We start from the raw sequence: 16,241 nt of genomic DNA on the forward strand, positions 1-16,241 counted from the left end.
AGGCTGAACTCAAAAAGGCACAAAGTTTTTAGTAGTAAGAGCGTCTAAATTATTTTTTGACTTTTAAAATCTAACGATTATGGCAGACAACAACAGAAATCAAGATCAAAACAGAAGCTCACAGGATCAAAGCAGAAGCAATCAGGATTGGAGCAGCCAAAGTCAGCAAACCAGTGGCTCGCAAAGCGGCAACATGGGCAACCAGGGTAATCAGGGCGGCTCACGCAGCAGCGATCAAAGCGGCTCGCAAAGCGGCAACATGGGCAACTCTGATCGCAGCTCAAGCGGCATGGGCAATCAAAGCCAGGGCACGAGCGGCTCACAAAGCGGTTCCCAGTCTGGAAGAAGCTCTGATCAGGACATGAGCAGCGGTGATTCAGGACGCGGCAGCAGCACCGGCAGTGGCAACACAGGCCGTAGCGGCAGCGAACGCAATCAAGGCAACATGTAATCTTGCTCGTTGCTTAGCTATTCAATTTATCAAGCCTTGTATCACTACAAGGCTTGATGGTTTTACAACCTTTCAAAATTTTTTATGGACCCGAAGGATAAAATAAAAGACAAGAACGAAGACGAACGTCCGGTGGCTTATCCGAAGCCGACCGAGGCCGATTCACAGTTAAACAATCAACCGGAGTACATTGACCAGGAGCCCGGCAGCTTTGAAAAAGAAATTAGCGATGTGCCGGGAGAAAACGCAGATCGTGGCCCACAAACGCGTAAGCCTTGAAGTGGTAAGCCGTCGGCGCGGAAAGAAACAGAGGCAGCAAAAAATAAAAGGAGCCTCGCGTAAAGGGCTCCTTTTAAAAGTTTAGAACGGCTACATTTTGCTGTTCTTCATTTTGCCCATCTTCATACTGCTCATTTTCCCGCTCGTGTACACGCACTGACCGTCTTTTAACTTCATCGTTTTTCCGTTCTTCATTTTTACGGTGCCGTCGGTCATCACCATCGTTCCGTTTTTCATCGTCATGTCTTTGTCCATATCCATTGTTTGACCGTCCTTCATCATCATCATTTTACCGTTTTCCATCATCACGCAATCCTGCATTTTCATTTTCATCTTACCCATGTGATACGTGTCAGGCTTCATCTTCTTGTCTTGCGCAAAGAGAGCTGTGCTGAGCGTGAAGGCCGCCAGCAAAAGAAAAAACTTTTTCATCGTTAGATTGTTTGTGGTGCTCTTTTACGGCACCGGTTGAAGAATGATATGCAAGCAAAACGGACGAACAAAAGAAAGAAACGTTTATTCACTCCCGTTTATTCCGAATCCTTGCCCGGCACAAATTTCAGCGAAATGGAATTGACGCAATGCCGGGTGTTTTTAGCCGTGAAGCGTTCGCCGTTGAACACATGACCGAGATGACCGCCGCAAGAAGCACAAATGATTTCGGTACGTCGCCCATCCGCATCGGGCACATGCTTTACGGCGCCGGCAATTTCATCGTCAAACGAAGGCCAGCCGCAATGCGATTCAAACTTGTCCTGCGAACGGTAAAGCGGTGCGTTGCAACGGCGGCAAACGTAGGTGCCGGCTTCTTTGTGATTCGTGTATTCGCCGGTAAAAGGTCGTTCAGTGCCTTTGCGGAGAATGACTCTTTCTTCTTCGGGTGTGAGCGGGTTGAGTTGCATGGCAAGAGGTTGAAGTGTTTTTTAAAGATAATGAAGGATGGTCTTCTAGACCATTGCGAGTGTTGTGAAGTAGACTTATTTGCAAATATGGATGACAGAAAATAATGGCGGACCTTTAAGGAAGGGGTGATAATTGTGTTAGAAATATAAACAGCAAATAGAGATTTACTGTTTGGTCGTCCACCTCTGTTTTCATTACATATTTTCGTCCCACTGTTATCCCTCTTGGATCATAAATTTCACCGACTTTATTGTCATCCAAAAATAAAATGTAAGACGGTTGCCTGAATGGCCTTAGAGTTGTATTAATTACATGATCAGCATACCTCATTTCAAATCCAAACACGCCTTGCTGTTTAATCGATGTAATTGGATAAAGGAGGGATTGGCTTTTAATTTTGACAGATTTAAAAACTAGAAAACCAAAGAAATCGGTTTCGAGTAGAAAAGTATCGCCTTTATAAAATCGCAAGTGGAGTTTTATTCTGTTCTTAATGTCTGCATACAAAAACAAATCTTTTCCATTGAAGACGCGGATTTTATCAGTATATGAAATATTAAACTCCATCAATACTATGTTGTTGGATATTGAAAAGAAAAAATTATAAAAATCGAGATGTAAAAATCGAAAATTTCATATTCACTGGTTCTGCGAATAAATCTTCCTCACCGCTTCACCCCTTCTTTCCATAATCACTTTTCTCCGCAGCTTGCCAAGGCCTGGCGTTATCTCACCGTTTTACACGCCGTTGTTGGTATGCCGCTTAGACGTGTGTGATGGCGTACCAACAACCAAACAATCACAGAATCAACCCAAGACGTGCGAGAGAAAGCCCCAGTCATCTTTTCCGCTGTGATAAAACATTGCCGAAGAATACAGGTACTCCTCCGGCCACCGGCAAAGGTTTGCTCTTACCGGGTTTTGATGAATGTAGGTCAGTTTTTGCCGTATGGTTTTATCGGTGTATAAATCAACAGACAAAGGGTTGCGTTCCCAGAACTGATACATCCGGTCTTTGGCATTCACCCGAAACTGCTCCAATGCTTTCGGGTGATGACGTTGCAGATCCTCTTTAATGGTTTGTGCAGTAAACTTTAAAAAGTCACGCTGCACGTCCTCGCGTTTATGTCCGTGGCGCAGTTGCCAGATGAGGTGAAGGTGGTTTTGCATAAGGACGAAGCCGTAAACAACAACCCGGTTATTTTTGACCAAAAAGCGCAGGCTTTCGATAAGGATGTCTTTATATTTATCCGGCTTGAGCAGCGGCTTCCACTCCAGGCATGTAGCCGTGAAGAATTGGGCGTGGGCCGTAATTAGTTCCGGTTCTTCCATGTGGCCTTAAGATAAGGCGTTTTTGCTCCTGTTGGTATTGAGGCGCTGGCCTTGTGCGTAGCCCACCAACAGCCGAAGCACGAACGGTCTTCCAGTTCGGGTTGTTGGTACGCAACCGCACAAAGCAAGGCGGTATACCAACAACGGCGTGAAAACCATTAAAATCCCAAGACAATGAGGAGATACTTTTTGATATTTTCGTTTACTGTTTTTGGCTGTGCCTCAAATCAACAACCTGTTAGGCAAAGCGAAGAAGCGAGCGGGAATAACCGTTGCCTTGTTTATCCCAAAGCCATCGACAGCTTGCAGGTGAAAGACTTATACGATAGTGCTCAATGGTACATCTACACATGGTCTTGTAATCAAAGCTATTTACCGAAAAGCCGCAGTTCAAAATCTGTAACATTTGGAGAACTGCCGCTAAAATTTAAAGATCTAAGTCTTAAACACGATACTCTACAATTGAACTTTGATTTTGTAGATGAAAGCGAGGCTTATCCTATCCTGCCAAGTATGACAAGAGACAACAAAGAGTTAGTGACAAGCGTAGGCTTTGATATGAAGGCGAGGAAAAGAATTTATATGGGTTCGCCCAACGGTTTTACTATAGTGGAGAAAGGCATTGCGACTCGTTACGAGAACCCCTTGCAACCGGAAGTATTATCTTACATAAAAGGTAATTGGAACAAACTAAACGACTGCTTTAAAAGGTTAGGGGAGCTGAAAGGAATAAGGCAATAACACAAACGCCGCTCGATGGGCGACGTTTGTTTTGATGGAAAGTACAAGTGGCAACGACGTTGCCCCTTACTTGTTTTGGGTGGTTTAAGATGACAGGCAGAACTCCACGGAAAGCAGCGCCTTTGCTTATCAATTACAGTTGGATTGATAGTCTGTCCTCAATAAATTTTAAAGTCTTCATCCACCTGAACTTTGGTTCTGCATTATAAGATGAACTTATTTTTTGATAGTCCAAGTTTGGGCCAAATGAATATTTGAACTCAAAGTAAGCTCCTTTAATGTTGCTACTTCTATGGAACAGTATGTTAGTTAACAAGTATGTTCTTGGATTTATAACGACAGGATAGCCTGGCATTTGCTGCGGGTCTATTTCTAAGTCTTTTTTTGACCAAAAAAGGCTGACAACAATTATAGAGTCTTTTTCACTATAAACACCTCCTAACTCTAGAGTATCATTCGTGTTCATCCTGTAAGAAAAATAATTCGAAACAGGAACGCAGATTGGCTTGTCTGTGTTATTGTAAATACTAACGCTGTAGTAATTAACTGCGCTTTGGCCTGATATTTTTCCTTCTCCTGTTTTAATGATTTTTACTTCTTGGGACAACGCAACATTGCAAAGCAACAATAGAAGCGGAACGATTTTAATTGTCATAGCTTATTGTTTAGGGTGACCAACATCATAAGACCTTAACGGCATGTTGTTGAGTTTTCGAACTTGATTTTCATAATCTATTGTTGCACTCTTCTGCTGATTACCTATCTTTTTAACATCCCTATAAACAAAGTGACCGAAGGCTTCGTGGAAAAGTACCGCAAAATTGGGGTCACTGATTTGACTTCCGTTTTGCCCGTCTACTGTTTCGGTGCTTGCCTGACGTTGAATAAAAACATTGGTTGTGTTATTTGCGGCATCACGTGCTAATGTCACTCCGCCTCCGCTACCTGCAGCAGTTACAGCACCTGGATCTGTGTCTCTTTCATAAATTGGCTTTCCCTGTTTGTCATACCCCGTGATTTTGATATAAACTCCTTTGGGGTCTATGGGATTTCGATCTACTACTTGGTCTTTATCTACTACCGAAACAACAGCGTTTTCAGTTGCATTGATTGCCTGCACAACGTTACCGGCAACATCTTTTTGATCGCTAGATAATTTATTTAGCCTGGACTGATTTACCGTTAATACTCCCTGTTTGTTAAAAGAAAATGGATTAGTCTGTCCTTTCTTTAAGTTCAACCCTTGTGTAATCCACTTTAAAATCGCAGCTCCTAAAGCGGCGTTAGGGCTCCTTACAGTATCTCCCAACATATCAAAATTTCTAATTGGATTGTTTCCCATTGCTGAATAAGGACTTTCCTCAAAAGAAGGCTTGGGGTCTATCTGCCACCACCGACCTAACTGTGGATCATGGCTGCGGTAGAATGTTTCGCCAATATCTAAATCAAAGTCTGTGTTCAATTCTATCCCGTTATATTTCTTCTTATTCTCCAAGCCTCCCGCCGCTTTACTACTTATTCCTGCCATTGTTAATCCGAACGGATAATAATGTCCCCGTCGATCTTGTGGAACAAATTCGCAAATCCTACGTCCTGTTTTTGAAGATTAAAGTTTTAATCAAAAGCGTTCGCAAATAAGATTTTATTCGCAGATAAAATCAACATCAGTAAATAAAGCAGATTTAGTATAAAATTTGGCGTAACACTTATCCGCATCTTTAACGAGGCTTCCATCTTTACACAGGCAATCGAAATAGTAAATCAAAACAAAATTGTCATTATTTTCTTGTACTTCATTAGGTGTACCAAGATTCTGATACAAGGTTGCCTTTGTTATAACGGAATCTTTCTTTAAAAACCGAATAATTGTCTCGCCTTTTTCTCTCGTTCGCAATTTCAAGCAACCGACACTATCTTTTTTCCAATCATCAACATACTTTACAAGCGTGTCATTTGTCTGGGGATTTGCAGCGCTTTCTTGTACCGCATTAATTTGATGCGAAGTACAACTGAATGAAAATGATAAAAGAAGCAACGGGAATAAATTAATTGCCATTCTGATCATAAATTCTATTTGTTATGTGTCCTATATCAGCATGTCCATTAGCATCGAATGTCACATTACTAAATACACTGCTTATGTTCTGTTGGTTTACTCTTCGAAAATTAGGGTCAATATCATTACTTGGCCCGACTTTCGACCATCTCGGATTTACTTGAGTGTTTCTAGCAGTCATAATATCGGGTCTATCATTAGGCGTTTGGCCGCTATTTGTGTGTTGCAATCCCATAAGATGTCCATCCTCATGAGAGGGTGTAGTGGAACCCCCTAAATCATCTTGCGTGTTTAAAACACCTGCGTTACCTCCAACTTGCGAAAAACTGCTTGCAGTACCTAGATCTTCGACTCTATAGAAGTTATTTTTTATATCCTTGTTCGTGCTCGCCATTTTCTTTGCATCCGCTACAGATACTGTTTCATACGTAATTCTGAATTTAACTTTGTATGTTACTCCTCCTTCCTTAACCTTTCCGTGTGCACCATTCCATTGTGATGCTATTCCAGTGGCAATTTTACCAGACAACTTTGAATTTGCCTTTGAGCCATAAAAAACGAAATGCTGTTCAACTGTAATCGTTTTATTCTTTTTATCCAATGTGACATCTCCCGACCGTCCATCGAGATCAATATGTTTTACAGGTTCATCATAAGTATATGTGTAAGGAGACCATTCATAAAATTTCTCTGCCAAAGGATCGGGGTTATGCCAAACACCCAATTGCGGATCGTACATTCTTGCTCCGTAATCTAGCCAATCAAGCCCGCTTCCATCGGTAAATTCTTCCTCCTGCTCTTCTTTCCCATTATATTTTTTTCTATTTCGTAACGACCTCGCCGCTTTACTGGATATCCCGGCCATGGTAAGTCCGAACGGATAATAATGGGTTAAATACTCACACACCTGTAGTTGCTAGATTTCTGTGGCTTTGGTATTTAATCGGTGTAATATCCCTTGTTTTGCCCGCCTTGGGAATACAATAACTGTTCAAATTGCGGCGTATGGAACGACCTTTTGTGTTAAATCAGTTTGATGCTTTCTTCCAGAACAGCCTAATGATTAAAATTATTGGGATAACCACGCAGGTCAATAACAACAGTCCAAATATCCAATCCTCTACCATGTAAGGCCTAAACATTATTCTCCCATGTGAGCCTGACAACCAAAAGGCATATATCACAAAGCCCATAACCAGGCATACAATTATCATTATGACTGACTTCATTTTCTAGAATTTGTTGTTTTAACCTCATTCACATTCTGTTCTCTCATTGCTTTAACAAGCGCACTTGTAAAAAGCTTAAACTGGTCGTTTTACGCCGTTGTTGGTGTTGAAGCAAAGGCTCTGCAGCGAAGCCCACCAACAACCAGAAAAACAAGTGAAACAACTTTACGTCCTTTAAGCTCCTTCCTCAAGAATAAATCTTCCTCACCGCTTCACTCCTTCTTTCCATAATCACTTTTCTCCGCAGCTTACCAAGGCCTGGCGTTATCTCGCCGTTGTCCAAACTAAACGATGACGAAAGCAATTCAAATTTTTTCACTTGCTCCACCTGGTTAAAGTGTTTGTTCATCTCGTCCACAATCTTTTTATACTGCTCGTGCACTTTTGGATGATGCACCAAACTCTGGTCGTCGCCTCCAACCTCAATGCCTTGTGCTTTTGCCCAATCGCTCAACACGGGAAGGCAGGGAACAATCAACGCTCCTGTAAATTTTTCACCGGCGCCCACCACCATCACTTGCTCTACAAAAGGCGATTCGGCCAGCTTGTTTTCAATGGGCTGCGGCGCCACGTATTTGCCGCCCGATGTTTTGAAGATTTCTTTTTTGCGGTCGGTGATTTTTAAAAACTTGTTGTTCACTAACGTGCCGATGTCACCGGTGTGCAGCCAGCCGTCAATAACAGTTTCGGCGCTTAAATCGGGACGCTTGTAATAACCCATCATCACGTTGGGCCCTTTGCAAAGCACTTCGCCGTCTTCGGCAATCTTCACCGTCACGCCGTCAATGATGGGCCCAACGGTCCCAAACATCCAAGCCTCTTCCCTCAATTGATTCACGCTAATCACCGGCGATGATTCCGTTTGTCCATAGCCTTCTAAAATGGGAATACCCGCCGCAGAAAAAATGCGCAGCAACCGAACCTGGCAAGCCGCCGCACCGGTTACGATGCATTTAATTTCTCCGCCCAAACCTTCGCGCCATTTGCTGAACACAATCTTGTTGGCAAGCGAAAGTTTTGTGCGATAACCGATGCTTCCTTTTTGTTGAATGTCGTAGCCCTCGCCAAGTTTCAAAGCCCAAAAGAAAAGCTTCTTCCTGATGCCTTTTTGTTCCATGCCTTTGGCAAGAATTCGTTCGTAAACTTTTTCAAGCAAACGCGGAACGGTGGTAAACATGTGCGGTTTTACTTCGCGAATGTTCTCGCCAAGGGTATCCAGACTTTCCGCGTAATGAATGGACGCGCCGGCAAACAAGTACACGTAGGTTACCATCCGTTCGAAGATGTGATTGAGCGGCAAAAAGCTCAACACCTTTGTGCCAATGCCGATGGGAAAAGTCGGCAGTGTACTCATCACATTGCTCAACACATTGTGGTGCGAAAGCATGACACCTTTCGGTGTGCCCGTTGTACCTGAAGTATAAATGATGGTAAAAAGATCTTCGGTGTTTATTTTTTTTGACGCTTCTCCGGTTGCGATAAAATGCTCCTGCTTTCCGAGTGGCAGAATCTCGCTCCAGTGTCGGAAGCCGTCTGTGTGTTCGAAGGCGTAAACTTCCTGCACGGTTGGTGTACCGGACAGCACTTCTTTTATCTTCTCGCTTAATTCACCGTCGTTGATGAAAATGAATTTGGCCCTCGTATCGTTGATGATAAAGCTGATGTCGGAAGCAATGGCCGTGGGATAAATGGGAATGAGCACGGCACCAATTTGCTGCACGGCCAAATCGAGAAAAACCCATTCGGGACGGTTCTTCGAAATGATCGCAATCTTGTCGCGGCCTTCCACGCTCATGTCGCCGCTGCTTACACCAAGGGCAATTAAACCGGCACTTAATTTATCAACGATGTTCTTTACATCCTGCGTGCTGTAGCTGCGCCATTGGCCGGCTTCCTTTGCCGCAAGCGTTGTTTGCACGCCCCCTTTCTGCAACTGCAAATGAAGGCAATCAAATAGCCGGTGAGGTTTGTTCATATTCGCCATACTTATGCGTACAAATTAAACAAATAGAAAAGAATGAAAAGAGAATTTTCGGGTCTTGCTTGCAGGTCATAAAACAGGAACGAAAAAGTGGATGAAGAAAGGTTTTGCGCTGCTGCGTGAAACTCTCTCGTTGTAGTTTCGTTCGCATGACAGAAGAAATATTGGTGCTGGCAAAGAAGGTTTGGAACTATCATTTACTGCATGATGCTTTGGTAAAATCCGATTGCATTCTTGTTTTAGGAAGTCACGACACAAGAGTAGCGGAACGAGGCGCAGAACTTTATCTGCAAGGCTTCGCGCCGTTCATTGTCATGTCCGGTGGTTTGGGACGACTCACGAAAGAATCATTCACGCAACCCGAAGCATTTTTATTTGCTCAAATAGCAATGAAACACGGCGTACCCAAAGAAGCGATTCTAATTGAAGACAAGTCAACAAATACCGGTGAGAACGTTATTTTCAGCCGAAAGCTTCTCATTGCCAACGGCTGTCATCCGTCATCTGTCATCTTGGTACAGAAGCCCTACATGGAGCGTCGCAGCTTTGCTACGTTCAAAAAGATTTGGCCCGAACCAAACGTTTGCGTGACCTCGCCGCAAATTTCATTTGAAGATTATCCCACACCTTCCTTGCCGATGGAAAAAGTCATCAACGTCATGGTTGGCGATTTGCAACGGATAAAGTTGTACGCTGAAAAAGGTTTTCAAATTTACCAGGCCATTCCTGATGATGTTTGGCAAGCGTTTGAACGACTTGTGCAGCTTGGGTTTGATGAGCAGTTAATTCAATTATGAGTTAAGAATGATGAATGTCGTGAAAAATTATTTTGAATATTAAATTGGCAGAGTTGCACACTTTCGATGCCAATCTAAAAAACAACAATTCACCACGTCATTCAGAATTTCGAACAGAAACACCCCGCATTCATCATTCTTAACTCATAATTCTAAACTCTATTTGAGATATTCCTTCGCAATTTCATCGTACACGTTCAGCAACTCGTTGCTCTTGCCGCTTCTGTCAAACACGGTTTCGCCCCAACTCAACGGCTCCCAAATAAAACTTCCTTTGCCACGGTTGTCCGGCACGTTGAACGCCGCACTGTTCACTTCCTTTTTTAGTTGCGAATACTCCACCACGATCACGTCTTTGTTGTAACGCTGCGAAAGGTCACGCAAATTATTTTGCAAGTCGCTGATGGTGCCGTGCCATTTGGGATAATACGACAAGCCAATCACATCAAAATCTACTCCTCTTGCAAACATGTTGTTGAGATACCAAACCGCTTCGTCGTTTTGTCCGCCCAACGCCAGGTGTTGCATGATGACAATGGAAGGATCAACGGCACGCACCGCATCGGCGCCGGCTTTGAACAACTGCGCAAGACTATCGAAATGCGACACATGACCTTCGGGCCACATCATTCCGTGATTGATTTCGTTACCCACCTGCACCATGTCGGGCACAGTGCCTTGTGCTTTCAATGCAAGCAAAACCTGTTTGGTAAAACGGTAAACCGAATCTTTTAAACTTGCAAACGGCAAGGCTTTCCAGGCCGATGGTTTGAACTGTTTTCCCGGATCGGCCCAGTAATCGCTGTAATGAAAATCGAGCAGGAATTTCATGCCTGCGGCTTTCACACGCTTTGCCATTTGCAGCGTATGTGAGAGATCGCAAAAACCTTTCTTCGGCGAATAGCCGCTGTCGGCTGCGGGGTTGTTGAAAATGCGCAAGCGGATGTAATTGAAGCCGTGATCTTTTAAAATTTGCAACGCATCTTTTTGGCTTCCTTTGTCCGAAAACTTAATGCCTCTTGCTTCCAATTCTGGCAAGAAAGAAATATCGGCGCCGACAATTTTTCCAACCTTCTTTTTAGTACGCGATGTTTTCGGCCCGGCAGCGTTAGTGGGTATCGGATACACGGAAAAGATGTCCGTCGAACCCGACCACAAGCCTTCGCTTCTTGCTTCAAATTTTATCGTTGATGCTTTTTTACCGGCGATCAAAATCACTTGTGCCTTGCCGTTGAAAAGATGACGTTGCGCCGTCGTATCAAAATATTTGTCCTGTTCGTGGCTGCTTGGATCGCCGTTGCCAACGCCGATAATTTTTGCATCGCCTTTCACGGAGAAGTGAATGAGGTTCATCGCATCGGGTACTTCTCTTCCCTGCTTGTCAATGACGCTGATGTTCATCACGGCCGCATCCCTTCCATCGGCAAGCATCGTTGTCTTTGAGGGCGACACCACAACTTCTGTTGGCACTCCGGTGGTTTCCACTTTTGCCGTCAACTTCTTCCCCCCTTTGTACGCAATTGCTTCCAGCGTTCCGGGTTCGTAATTCACACTCCACTGCAAATGTTTATTGCGCGGCATGTTTTTCTTGCCCAAACTCTTTCCATTCAAAAACAGTTCGACATTGTCGGCATTTGTGTTCACCCAAACGTCAATTGGCTGGCCTTCTTTTCCGCCCCAATTCCAGTGCGGCGAAATGTGCAGCACGTCTTTGTCCGTCCACCAAGATTGATAGTAGTAATAAATGTTTTTGGGAAAGCCGCACGCATCCATGATGCCGAAATGCGAAGACACGTTCGGCCATTCGTACGGCGTTGGTTCGCCCCGGTAATCAAAGCCCGTCCACACAAAACCACCAAGCCAAAAATCATTCGGCGCTGCAAGCGTCCACCAGGCTTCGGCCGTTGATGCCCACCACGGTGCGGTAATGTCTTGGTCGGGAACGTAAGCTCTGATTGAATCTTTTTGATAGATGCCGCGAGTGGTAACCGTGCTTCCCATTTCGGTACCAATGATGGGTTGCGTTGGATGATCGCGGTGATAATCGGCTACAAATTTTTCGCGGTAATTAAAACCGCGAACGGGAATCACTTCGTTCACACCTTTGAATACATTGCCTACGTCGGCCGCATACGTTGACGTTCTTGTTGGATCAAGTTCTTTTTGTTTTGCAATCAGCGTTTGCGCAATGCGCTTGCCGGTTTCGGTGGTGTGAATCCAGCCTTCTTCGTTGCCGATGGACCAAAGAAATATCGAAGAATGATTGCGGTCGCGGCGGATCATGCGTTCAAACTCGTTCATGTATTCAGCACCGCTGTTGAGCAAGCGTTGTTCGTCCAACACCAACATGCCCAAACTATCACATGCATCAAGTAATTCAGGTGTCGGTGGATGGTGCGAAGTTCTGTATGCGTTCGCACCCATTTCTTTTAATAAACGAACGCGGTAGTATTGAAGATAATCAGGCATGGCAGAACCAACGCCTGCATGATCTTGGTGGTTATTGGTGCCTTTGATTTTTACGTGAACACCGTTTAAGAAAACGCCGTTCGGTTTAATCTCGATTGTTCGAATGCCAATGCGGTGTGAAACGCTGTCAACTGTTTTTCCGGCCTGTTTTACGAGTGAAACTACACGATAGAGATAAGGATCGTCAATTGACCACAAATGCGCAGCCGGGACGTTGAGCGTTTGTTTGAGCGTTTTCTTTTCGTACGTGTTTAGCTTGATTGTTTGATCAGGAGACTGTGCCACTCTTTTGCCCGTTCGATCAACGACGTAACACAAAGCCGTTGCGTTTACAGGCATGAAGTTGTTTTCAATTTCCGTTTCCACTTGCACCGATGCGTTCGATCCTTTAACTGTTGCAGATGCAAACACGCCATCGTTTGGTATGTGAACGTTGTTGAATTCATTCAGCCACACGTGACGATAAATGCCCGCGCCTTCGTAAAACCAACCTTCGTATTGCGTGGCATCTACCCGTACCGCAATCACGTTGTCTTTGTTGTAATTGATAAAGTCCGTGACGTCGTACGATGCGCCGATGTAACCACTTTTGTTATTGCCCAAATAAATTCCGTTGATCCAAAAATTCGCGTCGCGAAAGACGCCGTCAAACTGCAGTTGAAAACGGTGTCCTGAATCTTTTCTGTCCACCGTAAAATGCTTGCGGTACCAACCGATGCTTGTTTCGGGAAAGAGGCCGCCAACGGGTTTATAGCCGTGCGCCATTACGTCAAAATTGTTCACGTTTACGAAAGGCAATTCCACCGCCCAGTCGTGCGGAAGATTCAGCGTTCGCCAACTGCTGTCGTTCATTCTTGGATCAATGGCGGTATGCGCTGCCTCACCGGTTTTTTTAAAGATGACGGCAACGCTGTAATTAAAATCTTTTGCAGGATCGGATGCATTGCCAAAATGAAATTTCCAATCTTCGTCAAAGGGCATGTGCTTGCGTTGTGCAAAAGATGAAAGGCTTGCAAGAACGAAAAGAAAAGCGGTAAAAATTTTCTGCATGATGAGAAGGGTAAATTATTTAAACGCATCCAACGCAACCGTTGGTTTTCCTGAATTATCGAACGCACCAAGTGTATAACCTTGCCAATTGTTGTAGGCTTCGGGTTCCCAATACAAAACGCTCAAACCTTTGCTGCCAACAGATTTTACTTTTGCAATCAAATCGGCAATGAAAGCATTTGTCGCTGCCGGTTGATCCCACGGCATTCCGACTTCTACAATCATCACTTCTTTTCCGTAGCGACTTACCATGTCGTTCATGTTGGAAAGGCATTGCGCATTTTTCGTTGACCAATCTGTGATAGATGGATAAAGCGATATGCCAATCACATCCCACTTCGCACCATTATTTTTCAAGCCATCAAACATCCAGCGATACAAACTGTTGTCATAACCATTCGACAAATGCACAATCACTTTTGCATTTGGAAAAACAGCTTTCACCGCATCATAACCGGCGTTTACCAGTTGCGCAAAGTTGCTCATGTTCGCAGATGCTTTGCCTTCGGGCCACAACATGCCATCATTGGTTTCATTGCCGACTTGCACCCACCCGGGTGTAACGCCAGCTGTTTTCAACGCATTCAATACATCGGTTGTATGCGTTGCAACCGATGTTTTTAAGCCATTGATATCTTGTGAAGCCCAAGCAGCCGGTTTTGTTTGGTGTGCCGGATCGGCCCAAGTATCGCTGTAATGAAAATCAATCAAGATGCGCATGCCTGCGTTCTTAGCCCTTGCTGCTTTTGCCACAACATCGGCTTTGCTGTTGTATGCATTGGAGGGATTCACCCACACACGCAGACGAATGGTGTTCATACCAACACCTTTCAAAATCGTAAACAAATCTTGCTGCGTGCCGGAGGCATTGTAAAACTTGATTCCTGCCGCTTCCATTTCAGTCAACCAACTTACATCAGCGCCTTTAACGAGGCTATCCGTAGCTGCGGGTGTTGGATCGGGAGTAGTGTTAGATGGATTGTTTTTCTTGCACGAAAAAAGAAAAAGCAGAAGCAACCAAAAGGCGATTTTATACAGAGGTTTCATTGTTGTGTTTTAAAACCAAACGATGCTTTTGCAAAATAAAAAGGCTGTCGCGAACGACAGCCTTTTTATTTTTCGAAGAAAGTTTTATTGCACTTTGTAAGTATTGGTAATAAAGCTCACTGTTATGGTGTGTGGGCCTGATACAGCAGGTGCCGGCGTGTTCGATCCCGGTACGGCACCGTCGGCCAGCAACACATCGCCGCCGGCAGACGTGCCGTCTGTTGCGCCACCGTACTTGTGGTTCCAGTCGCCATTGACCGGTAAGAATAAATACGATTTGCCCGCTGTTAACGGTATCGAGATTTGGAACTCGCCTTCCTTTGTTTTTGTGAATTGCTGTGAAGGAACCGGAACCGGATTGTTCCAGCCGCCGGCTGTAGCATCGCCAACGATAAACAAGGCAGTCGGTCCTGAGTAAGGCGTAACCGTATATGAATTTGTTGCGAAGTTCACGACGATTTTATAAAGGCCTGAGGTTGCGGGTGCAGGGGTGTTCGATCCGGGAACCGCACCATCGGCCAATAAAGCGCCACCGTTTGCTGAAGTCCCGTCGGTGCTACCGCCGTACTTGTGATTCCAGTCGCCGTTCACCGGTAAGAAGAGATAAGATTTGCCGGCTGTCAAGTTCACTACAATGCCAAAAGAAACGTTGTCAATTTGCGTGAATTGCTGCGATGGTGTGGGAACGGGGTTGTTCCAGCCACCGGCCGTTGCATCACCGACAATGTAAAGGTTGGAAGGCACAGCAATTTGCGTAACGGTGTATTTGTTGGTTTGGAAGTTTACCGTGATTTTGTAAACACCGGATGCAGCCGGAGCCGGTATATTGGAACCCGGAACGGCGCCGTCTTTCAATAGCGTGCTGCCGCCTGCGGCTGTTCCATCGGCTGCACCGCCGTACTTGTGATTCCAGTCGCCGTTCACAGGGAGAAACAGGTAGGACTTACCCGCAGTAAGGCCGATGGTAATGCTGAAGGTATACGCATCTACTTTGGTGAATTGTTGCGAAGGAACAGGCACGGGATTGTTCCACCCGCCCGGTGTGGCATCGCCGACGATGTAAAGATTTGCGGGCACCGGTGAGAACGTAGCCACCGTTACGTTCACAACGTTTGAATAAGCTACGGCACCACCCGCAGTCGTGGCTTTAATTCTGTATTCTACTTTGCCTGTGTTGCCAATGGCAACGCCAGATGACAATGCCGTCGTGTTCATATCGTCCTGCGTCAACGTTTTGCTTGACGTTGCAGTGCCGGCTGCGATTTCCTGTGGCGCAACAAAATTTTTACCCGCCGAATCGTACTGCAAGGTGTAGGTAATGTTTCCCATATAACCGGTAAAGGCTTGCGACCACGAAAACGTATTCGAAGGATTGGTGGAAGTAGCGGCCGTGCCGGTTACCGAAGTAAATTGAGTTGCAAGAGTCGAAGGATCGGCATAAGGCGTAACGGCTACCTTGACCGTGTTGGAAATATAAGGCTCGTTGTTGTTTCCGTAAGAGGATATGACGTGCATATCCAGGTTGTAAGCCGTGCCCACTTTAAAACCATTGTTCAGAAGAATGGTGTTTAAATCGCGGCCGGTGATGGAGTCAGTGAGCTTGCCAACGACGGTACGGCGAACGGGATTGGCAAAGTTTCGTCCCGATGAATCAATCTCCACAACATATTTGTACGTGTTGGGATCAACACCGTAGTTCGGGCTTGTCCAGTTCAGGGCAAGCACCTTGTTTGTCGAATCGGCAGCGGTAGGCGTTACCGATGCCTTGGATGCGCTCAGCGTTACCTGGCTGCCTTTGTTGTAATAAGGCAGTATATCTTTCTTGTCGCAGGCAAAGAGAAGCGCTGCAAGGGTTGAAAGCAACAGAAGTTTTGAAATGTGTTTCATACAATTTTTTTAAGCAGGT

The 16,241-nt window shown here is 45.0% G+C and carries 16 protein-coding genes; 4 read left to right on the top strand and 12 right to left on the bottom strand.

Features of this window, described 5'->3' with window-relative positions; translation table 11 throughout:
* The first annotated feature begins 79 nt into the window (after nt 1-79).
* The gene (locus tag FSB75_RS17360; RefSeq protein ID WP_146790086.1) at nt 80-451 is read left to right on the top strand and encodes a hypothetical protein; all 372 of its coding nucleotides are present in this window, start codon (nt 80-82) and stop codon (nt 449-451) included.
* Between the two features lie 84 nt (nt 452-535).
* On the top strand, nt 536-730 hold the full coding sequence (locus tag FSB75_RS17365; protein WP_146790088.1) for a hypothetical protein: 195 nt from the start codon (nt 536-538) through the stop codon (nt 728-730).
* A gap of 90 nt (nt 731-820) precedes the next feature.
* Here the strand turns inward: FSB75_RS17365 and FSB75_RS17370 are convergent, their stop codons facing one another.
* The 4 genes from FSB75_RS17370 to FSB75_RS17385 form a co-directional block, all read right to left on the bottom strand.
* Nucleotides 821-1,162 carry a DUF6799 domain-containing protein gene (locus FSB75_RS17370; RefSeq protein ID WP_146790090.1) on the bottom strand — a complete coding sequence of 114 codons (342 nt, stop codon included), beginning with the start codon at nt 1,160-1,162 and terminating at the stop codon, nt 821-823.
* Nucleotides 1,163-1,260: 98 nt separating this feature from the next.
* A complete protein-coding gene (locus FSB75_RS17375) occupies nt 1,261-1,632 on the bottom strand; it encodes a methionine-R-sulfoxide reductase (RefSeq protein WP_146790092.1) in 372 nt (123 codons plus the stop codon).
* A 115-nt stretch (nt 1,633-1,747) separates the two neighbouring features.
* The gene (locus FSB75_RS17380) at nt 1,748-2,200 is read right to left on the bottom strand and encodes a hypothetical protein (RefSeq protein ID WP_146790094.1); all 453 of its coding nucleotides are present in this window, start codon (nt 2,198-2,200) and stop codon (nt 1,748-1,750) included.
* Between the two features lie 240 nt (nt 2,201-2,440).
* The gene (locus FSB75_RS17385; RefSeq protein ID WP_146790096.1) at nt 2,441-2,965 is read right to left on the bottom strand and encodes an REP-associated tyrosine transposase; all 525 of its coding nucleotides are present in this window, start codon (nt 2,963-2,965) and stop codon (nt 2,441-2,443) included.
* A 174-nt stretch (nt 2,966-3,139) separates the two neighbouring features.
* Between FSB75_RS17385 and FSB75_RS17390 the strand changes: the two genes are divergently transcribed.
* Nucleotides 3,140-3,706 carry a hypothetical protein gene (locus tag FSB75_RS17390; RefSeq protein ID WP_146790098.1) on the top strand — a complete coding sequence of 189 codons (567 nt, stop codon included), beginning with the start codon at nt 3,140-3,142 and terminating at the stop codon, nt 3,704-3,706.
* A 133-nt stretch (nt 3,707-3,839) separates the two neighbouring features.
* Here FSB75_RS17390 and FSB75_RS17395 read toward each other — a convergent pair whose 3' ends face one another.
* The 5 genes from FSB75_RS17395 to FSB75_RS17415 all read right to left on the bottom strand — a co-directional run bounded on the left by FSB75_RS17395 (nt 3,840) and on the right by FSB75_RS17415 (nt 8,966).
* The gene (locus tag FSB75_RS17395; RefSeq protein ID WP_146790099.1) at nt 3,840-4,361 is read right to left on the bottom strand and encodes a hypothetical protein; all 522 of its coding nucleotides are present in this window, start codon (nt 4,359-4,361) and stop codon (nt 3,840-3,842) included.
* 3 nt (nt 4,362-4,364) lie between these two features.
* A complete protein-coding gene (locus tag FSB75_RS17400) occupies nt 4,365-5,291 on the bottom strand; it encodes an RHS repeat-associated core domain-containing protein (protein WP_227990949.1) in 927 nt (308 codons plus the stop codon).
* Between the two features lie 57 nt (nt 5,292-5,348).
* Entirely contained in the window at nt 5,349-5,771 is a 423-nt protein-coding gene (locus tag FSB75_RS17405) for a hypothetical protein (protein ID WP_146790103.1), read from the bottom strand.
* Complete coding sequence (locus tag FSB75_RS17410) at nt 5,752-6,669, bottom strand: RHS repeat-associated core domain-containing protein (RefSeq protein ID WP_227990621.1); 918 nt, start codon at nt 6,667-6,669, stop codon at nt 5,752-5,754. The genes FSB75_RS17405 and FSB75_RS17410 overlap by 20 nt, the downstream gene beginning before the upstream one ends.
* Nucleotides 6,670-7,178: 509 nt before the next feature.
* A complete protein-coding gene (locus FSB75_RS17415) occupies nt 7,179-8,966 on the bottom strand; it encodes an AMP-dependent synthetase/ligase (RefSeq protein WP_146790107.1) in 1,788 nt (595 codons plus the stop codon).
* A 155-nt stretch (nt 8,967-9,121) separates the two neighbouring features.
* Here FSB75_RS17415 and FSB75_RS17420 point away from each other — a divergent pair, with 155 nt between their 5' ends.
* Nucleotides 9,122-9,769 carry a YdcF family protein gene (locus tag FSB75_RS17420; RefSeq protein ID WP_146790109.1) on the top strand — a complete coding sequence of 216 codons (648 nt, stop codon included), beginning with the start codon at nt 9,122-9,124 and terminating at the stop codon, nt 9,767-9,769.
* Nucleotides 9,770-9,928: 159 nt separating this feature from the next.
* Here the strand turns inward: FSB75_RS17420 and galA are convergent, their stop codons facing one another.
* The 3 genes from galA to FSB75_RS17435 all read right to left on the bottom strand — a co-directional run bounded on the left by galA (nt 9,929) and on the right by FSB75_RS17435 (nt 16,222).
* Entirely contained in the window at nt 9,929-13,288 is a 3,360-nt protein-coding gene (gene galA / locus FSB75_RS17425) for a beta-galactosidase GalA (RefSeq protein WP_146790111.1), read from the bottom strand.
* 15 nt (nt 13,289-13,303) lie between these two features.
* Nucleotides 13,304-14,335: a glycoside hydrolase family 53 protein gene (locus FSB75_RS17430; RefSeq protein ID WP_146790113.1), complete on the bottom strand. Its 1,032-nt coding sequence runs from the start codon at nt 14,333-14,335 to the stop codon at nt 13,304-13,306.
* A gap of 84 nt (nt 14,336-14,419) precedes the next feature.
* Complete coding sequence (locus tag FSB75_RS17435) at nt 14,420-16,222, bottom strand: SusE domain-containing protein (RefSeq protein ID WP_146790115.1); 1,803 nt, start codon at nt 16,220-16,222, stop codon at nt 14,420-14,422.
* Nucleotides 16,223-16,241: the final 19 nt, after the last annotated feature.

It is taken from the genome of Flavisolibacter ginsenosidimutans (assembly GCF_007970805.1).
Lineage (GTDB): Bacteria > Bacteroidota > Bacteroidia > Chitinophagales > Chitinophagaceae > Flavisolibacter > Flavisolibacter ginsenosidimutans.

What these genes read in the sequence shown, in the direction of transcription:
- FSB75_RS17370 (WP_146790090.1), bottom strand. Translation starts at nt 1,162, where the DNA reads ATGAAAAAGTTTTTTCTTTTGCTGGCGGCCTTCACGCTCAGCACAGCT.
- FSB75_RS17395 (WP_146790099.1), bottom strand. Translation starts at nt 4,361, where the DNA reads ATGACAATTAAAATCGTTCCGCTTCTATTGTTGCTTTGCAATGTTGCG.
- FSB75_RS17380 (WP_146790094.1), bottom strand. Translation starts at nt 2,200, where the DNA reads ATGGAGTTTAATATTTCATATACTGATAAAATCCGCGTCTTCAATGGA.
- FSB75_RS17405 (WP_146790103.1), bottom strand. Translation starts at nt 5,771, where the DNA reads ATGATCAGAATGGCAATTAATTTATTCCCGTTGCTTCTTTTATCATTT.
- FSB75_RS17435 (WP_146790115.1), bottom strand. Translation starts at nt 16,222, where the DNA reads ATGAAACACATTTCAAAACTTCTGTTGCTTTCAACCCTTGCAGCGCTT.
- FSB75_RS17360 (WP_146790086.1), top strand. Translation starts at nt 80, where the DNA reads ATGGCAGACAACAACAGAAATCAAGATCAAAACAGAAGCTCACAGGAT.
- FSB75_RS17375 (WP_146790092.1), bottom strand. Translation starts at nt 1,632, where the DNA reads ATGCAACTCAACCCGCTCACACCCGAAGAAGAAAGAGTCATTCTCCGC.
- FSB75_RS17390 (WP_146790098.1), top strand. Translation starts at nt 3,140, where the DNA reads ATGAGGAGATACTTTTTGATATTTTCGTTTACTGTTTTTGGCTGTGCC.
- FSB75_RS17430 (WP_146790113.1), bottom strand. Translation starts at nt 14,335, where the DNA reads ATGAAACCTCTGTATAAAATCGCCTTTTGGTTGCTTCTGCTTTTTCTT.
- FSB75_RS17365 (WP_146790088.1), top strand. Translation starts at nt 536, where the DNA reads ATGGACCCGAAGGATAAAATAAAAGACAAGAACGAAGACGAACGTCCG.
- FSB75_RS17385 (WP_146790096.1), bottom strand. Translation starts at nt 2,965, where the DNA reads ATGGAAGAACCGGAACTAATTACGGCCCACGCCCAATTCTTCACGGCT.
- FSB75_RS17415 (WP_146790107.1), bottom strand. Translation starts at nt 8,966, where the DNA reads ATGAACAAACCTCACCGGCTATTTGATTGCCTTCATTTGCAGTTGCAG.
- galA (WP_146790111.1), bottom strand. Translation starts at nt 13,288, where the DNA reads ATGCAGAAAATTTTTACCGCTTTTCTTTTCGTTCTTGCAAGCCTTTCA.
- FSB75_RS17420 (WP_146790109.1), top strand. Translation starts at nt 9,122, where the DNA reads ATGACAGAAGAAATATTGGTGCTGGCAAAGAAGGTTTGGAACTATCAT.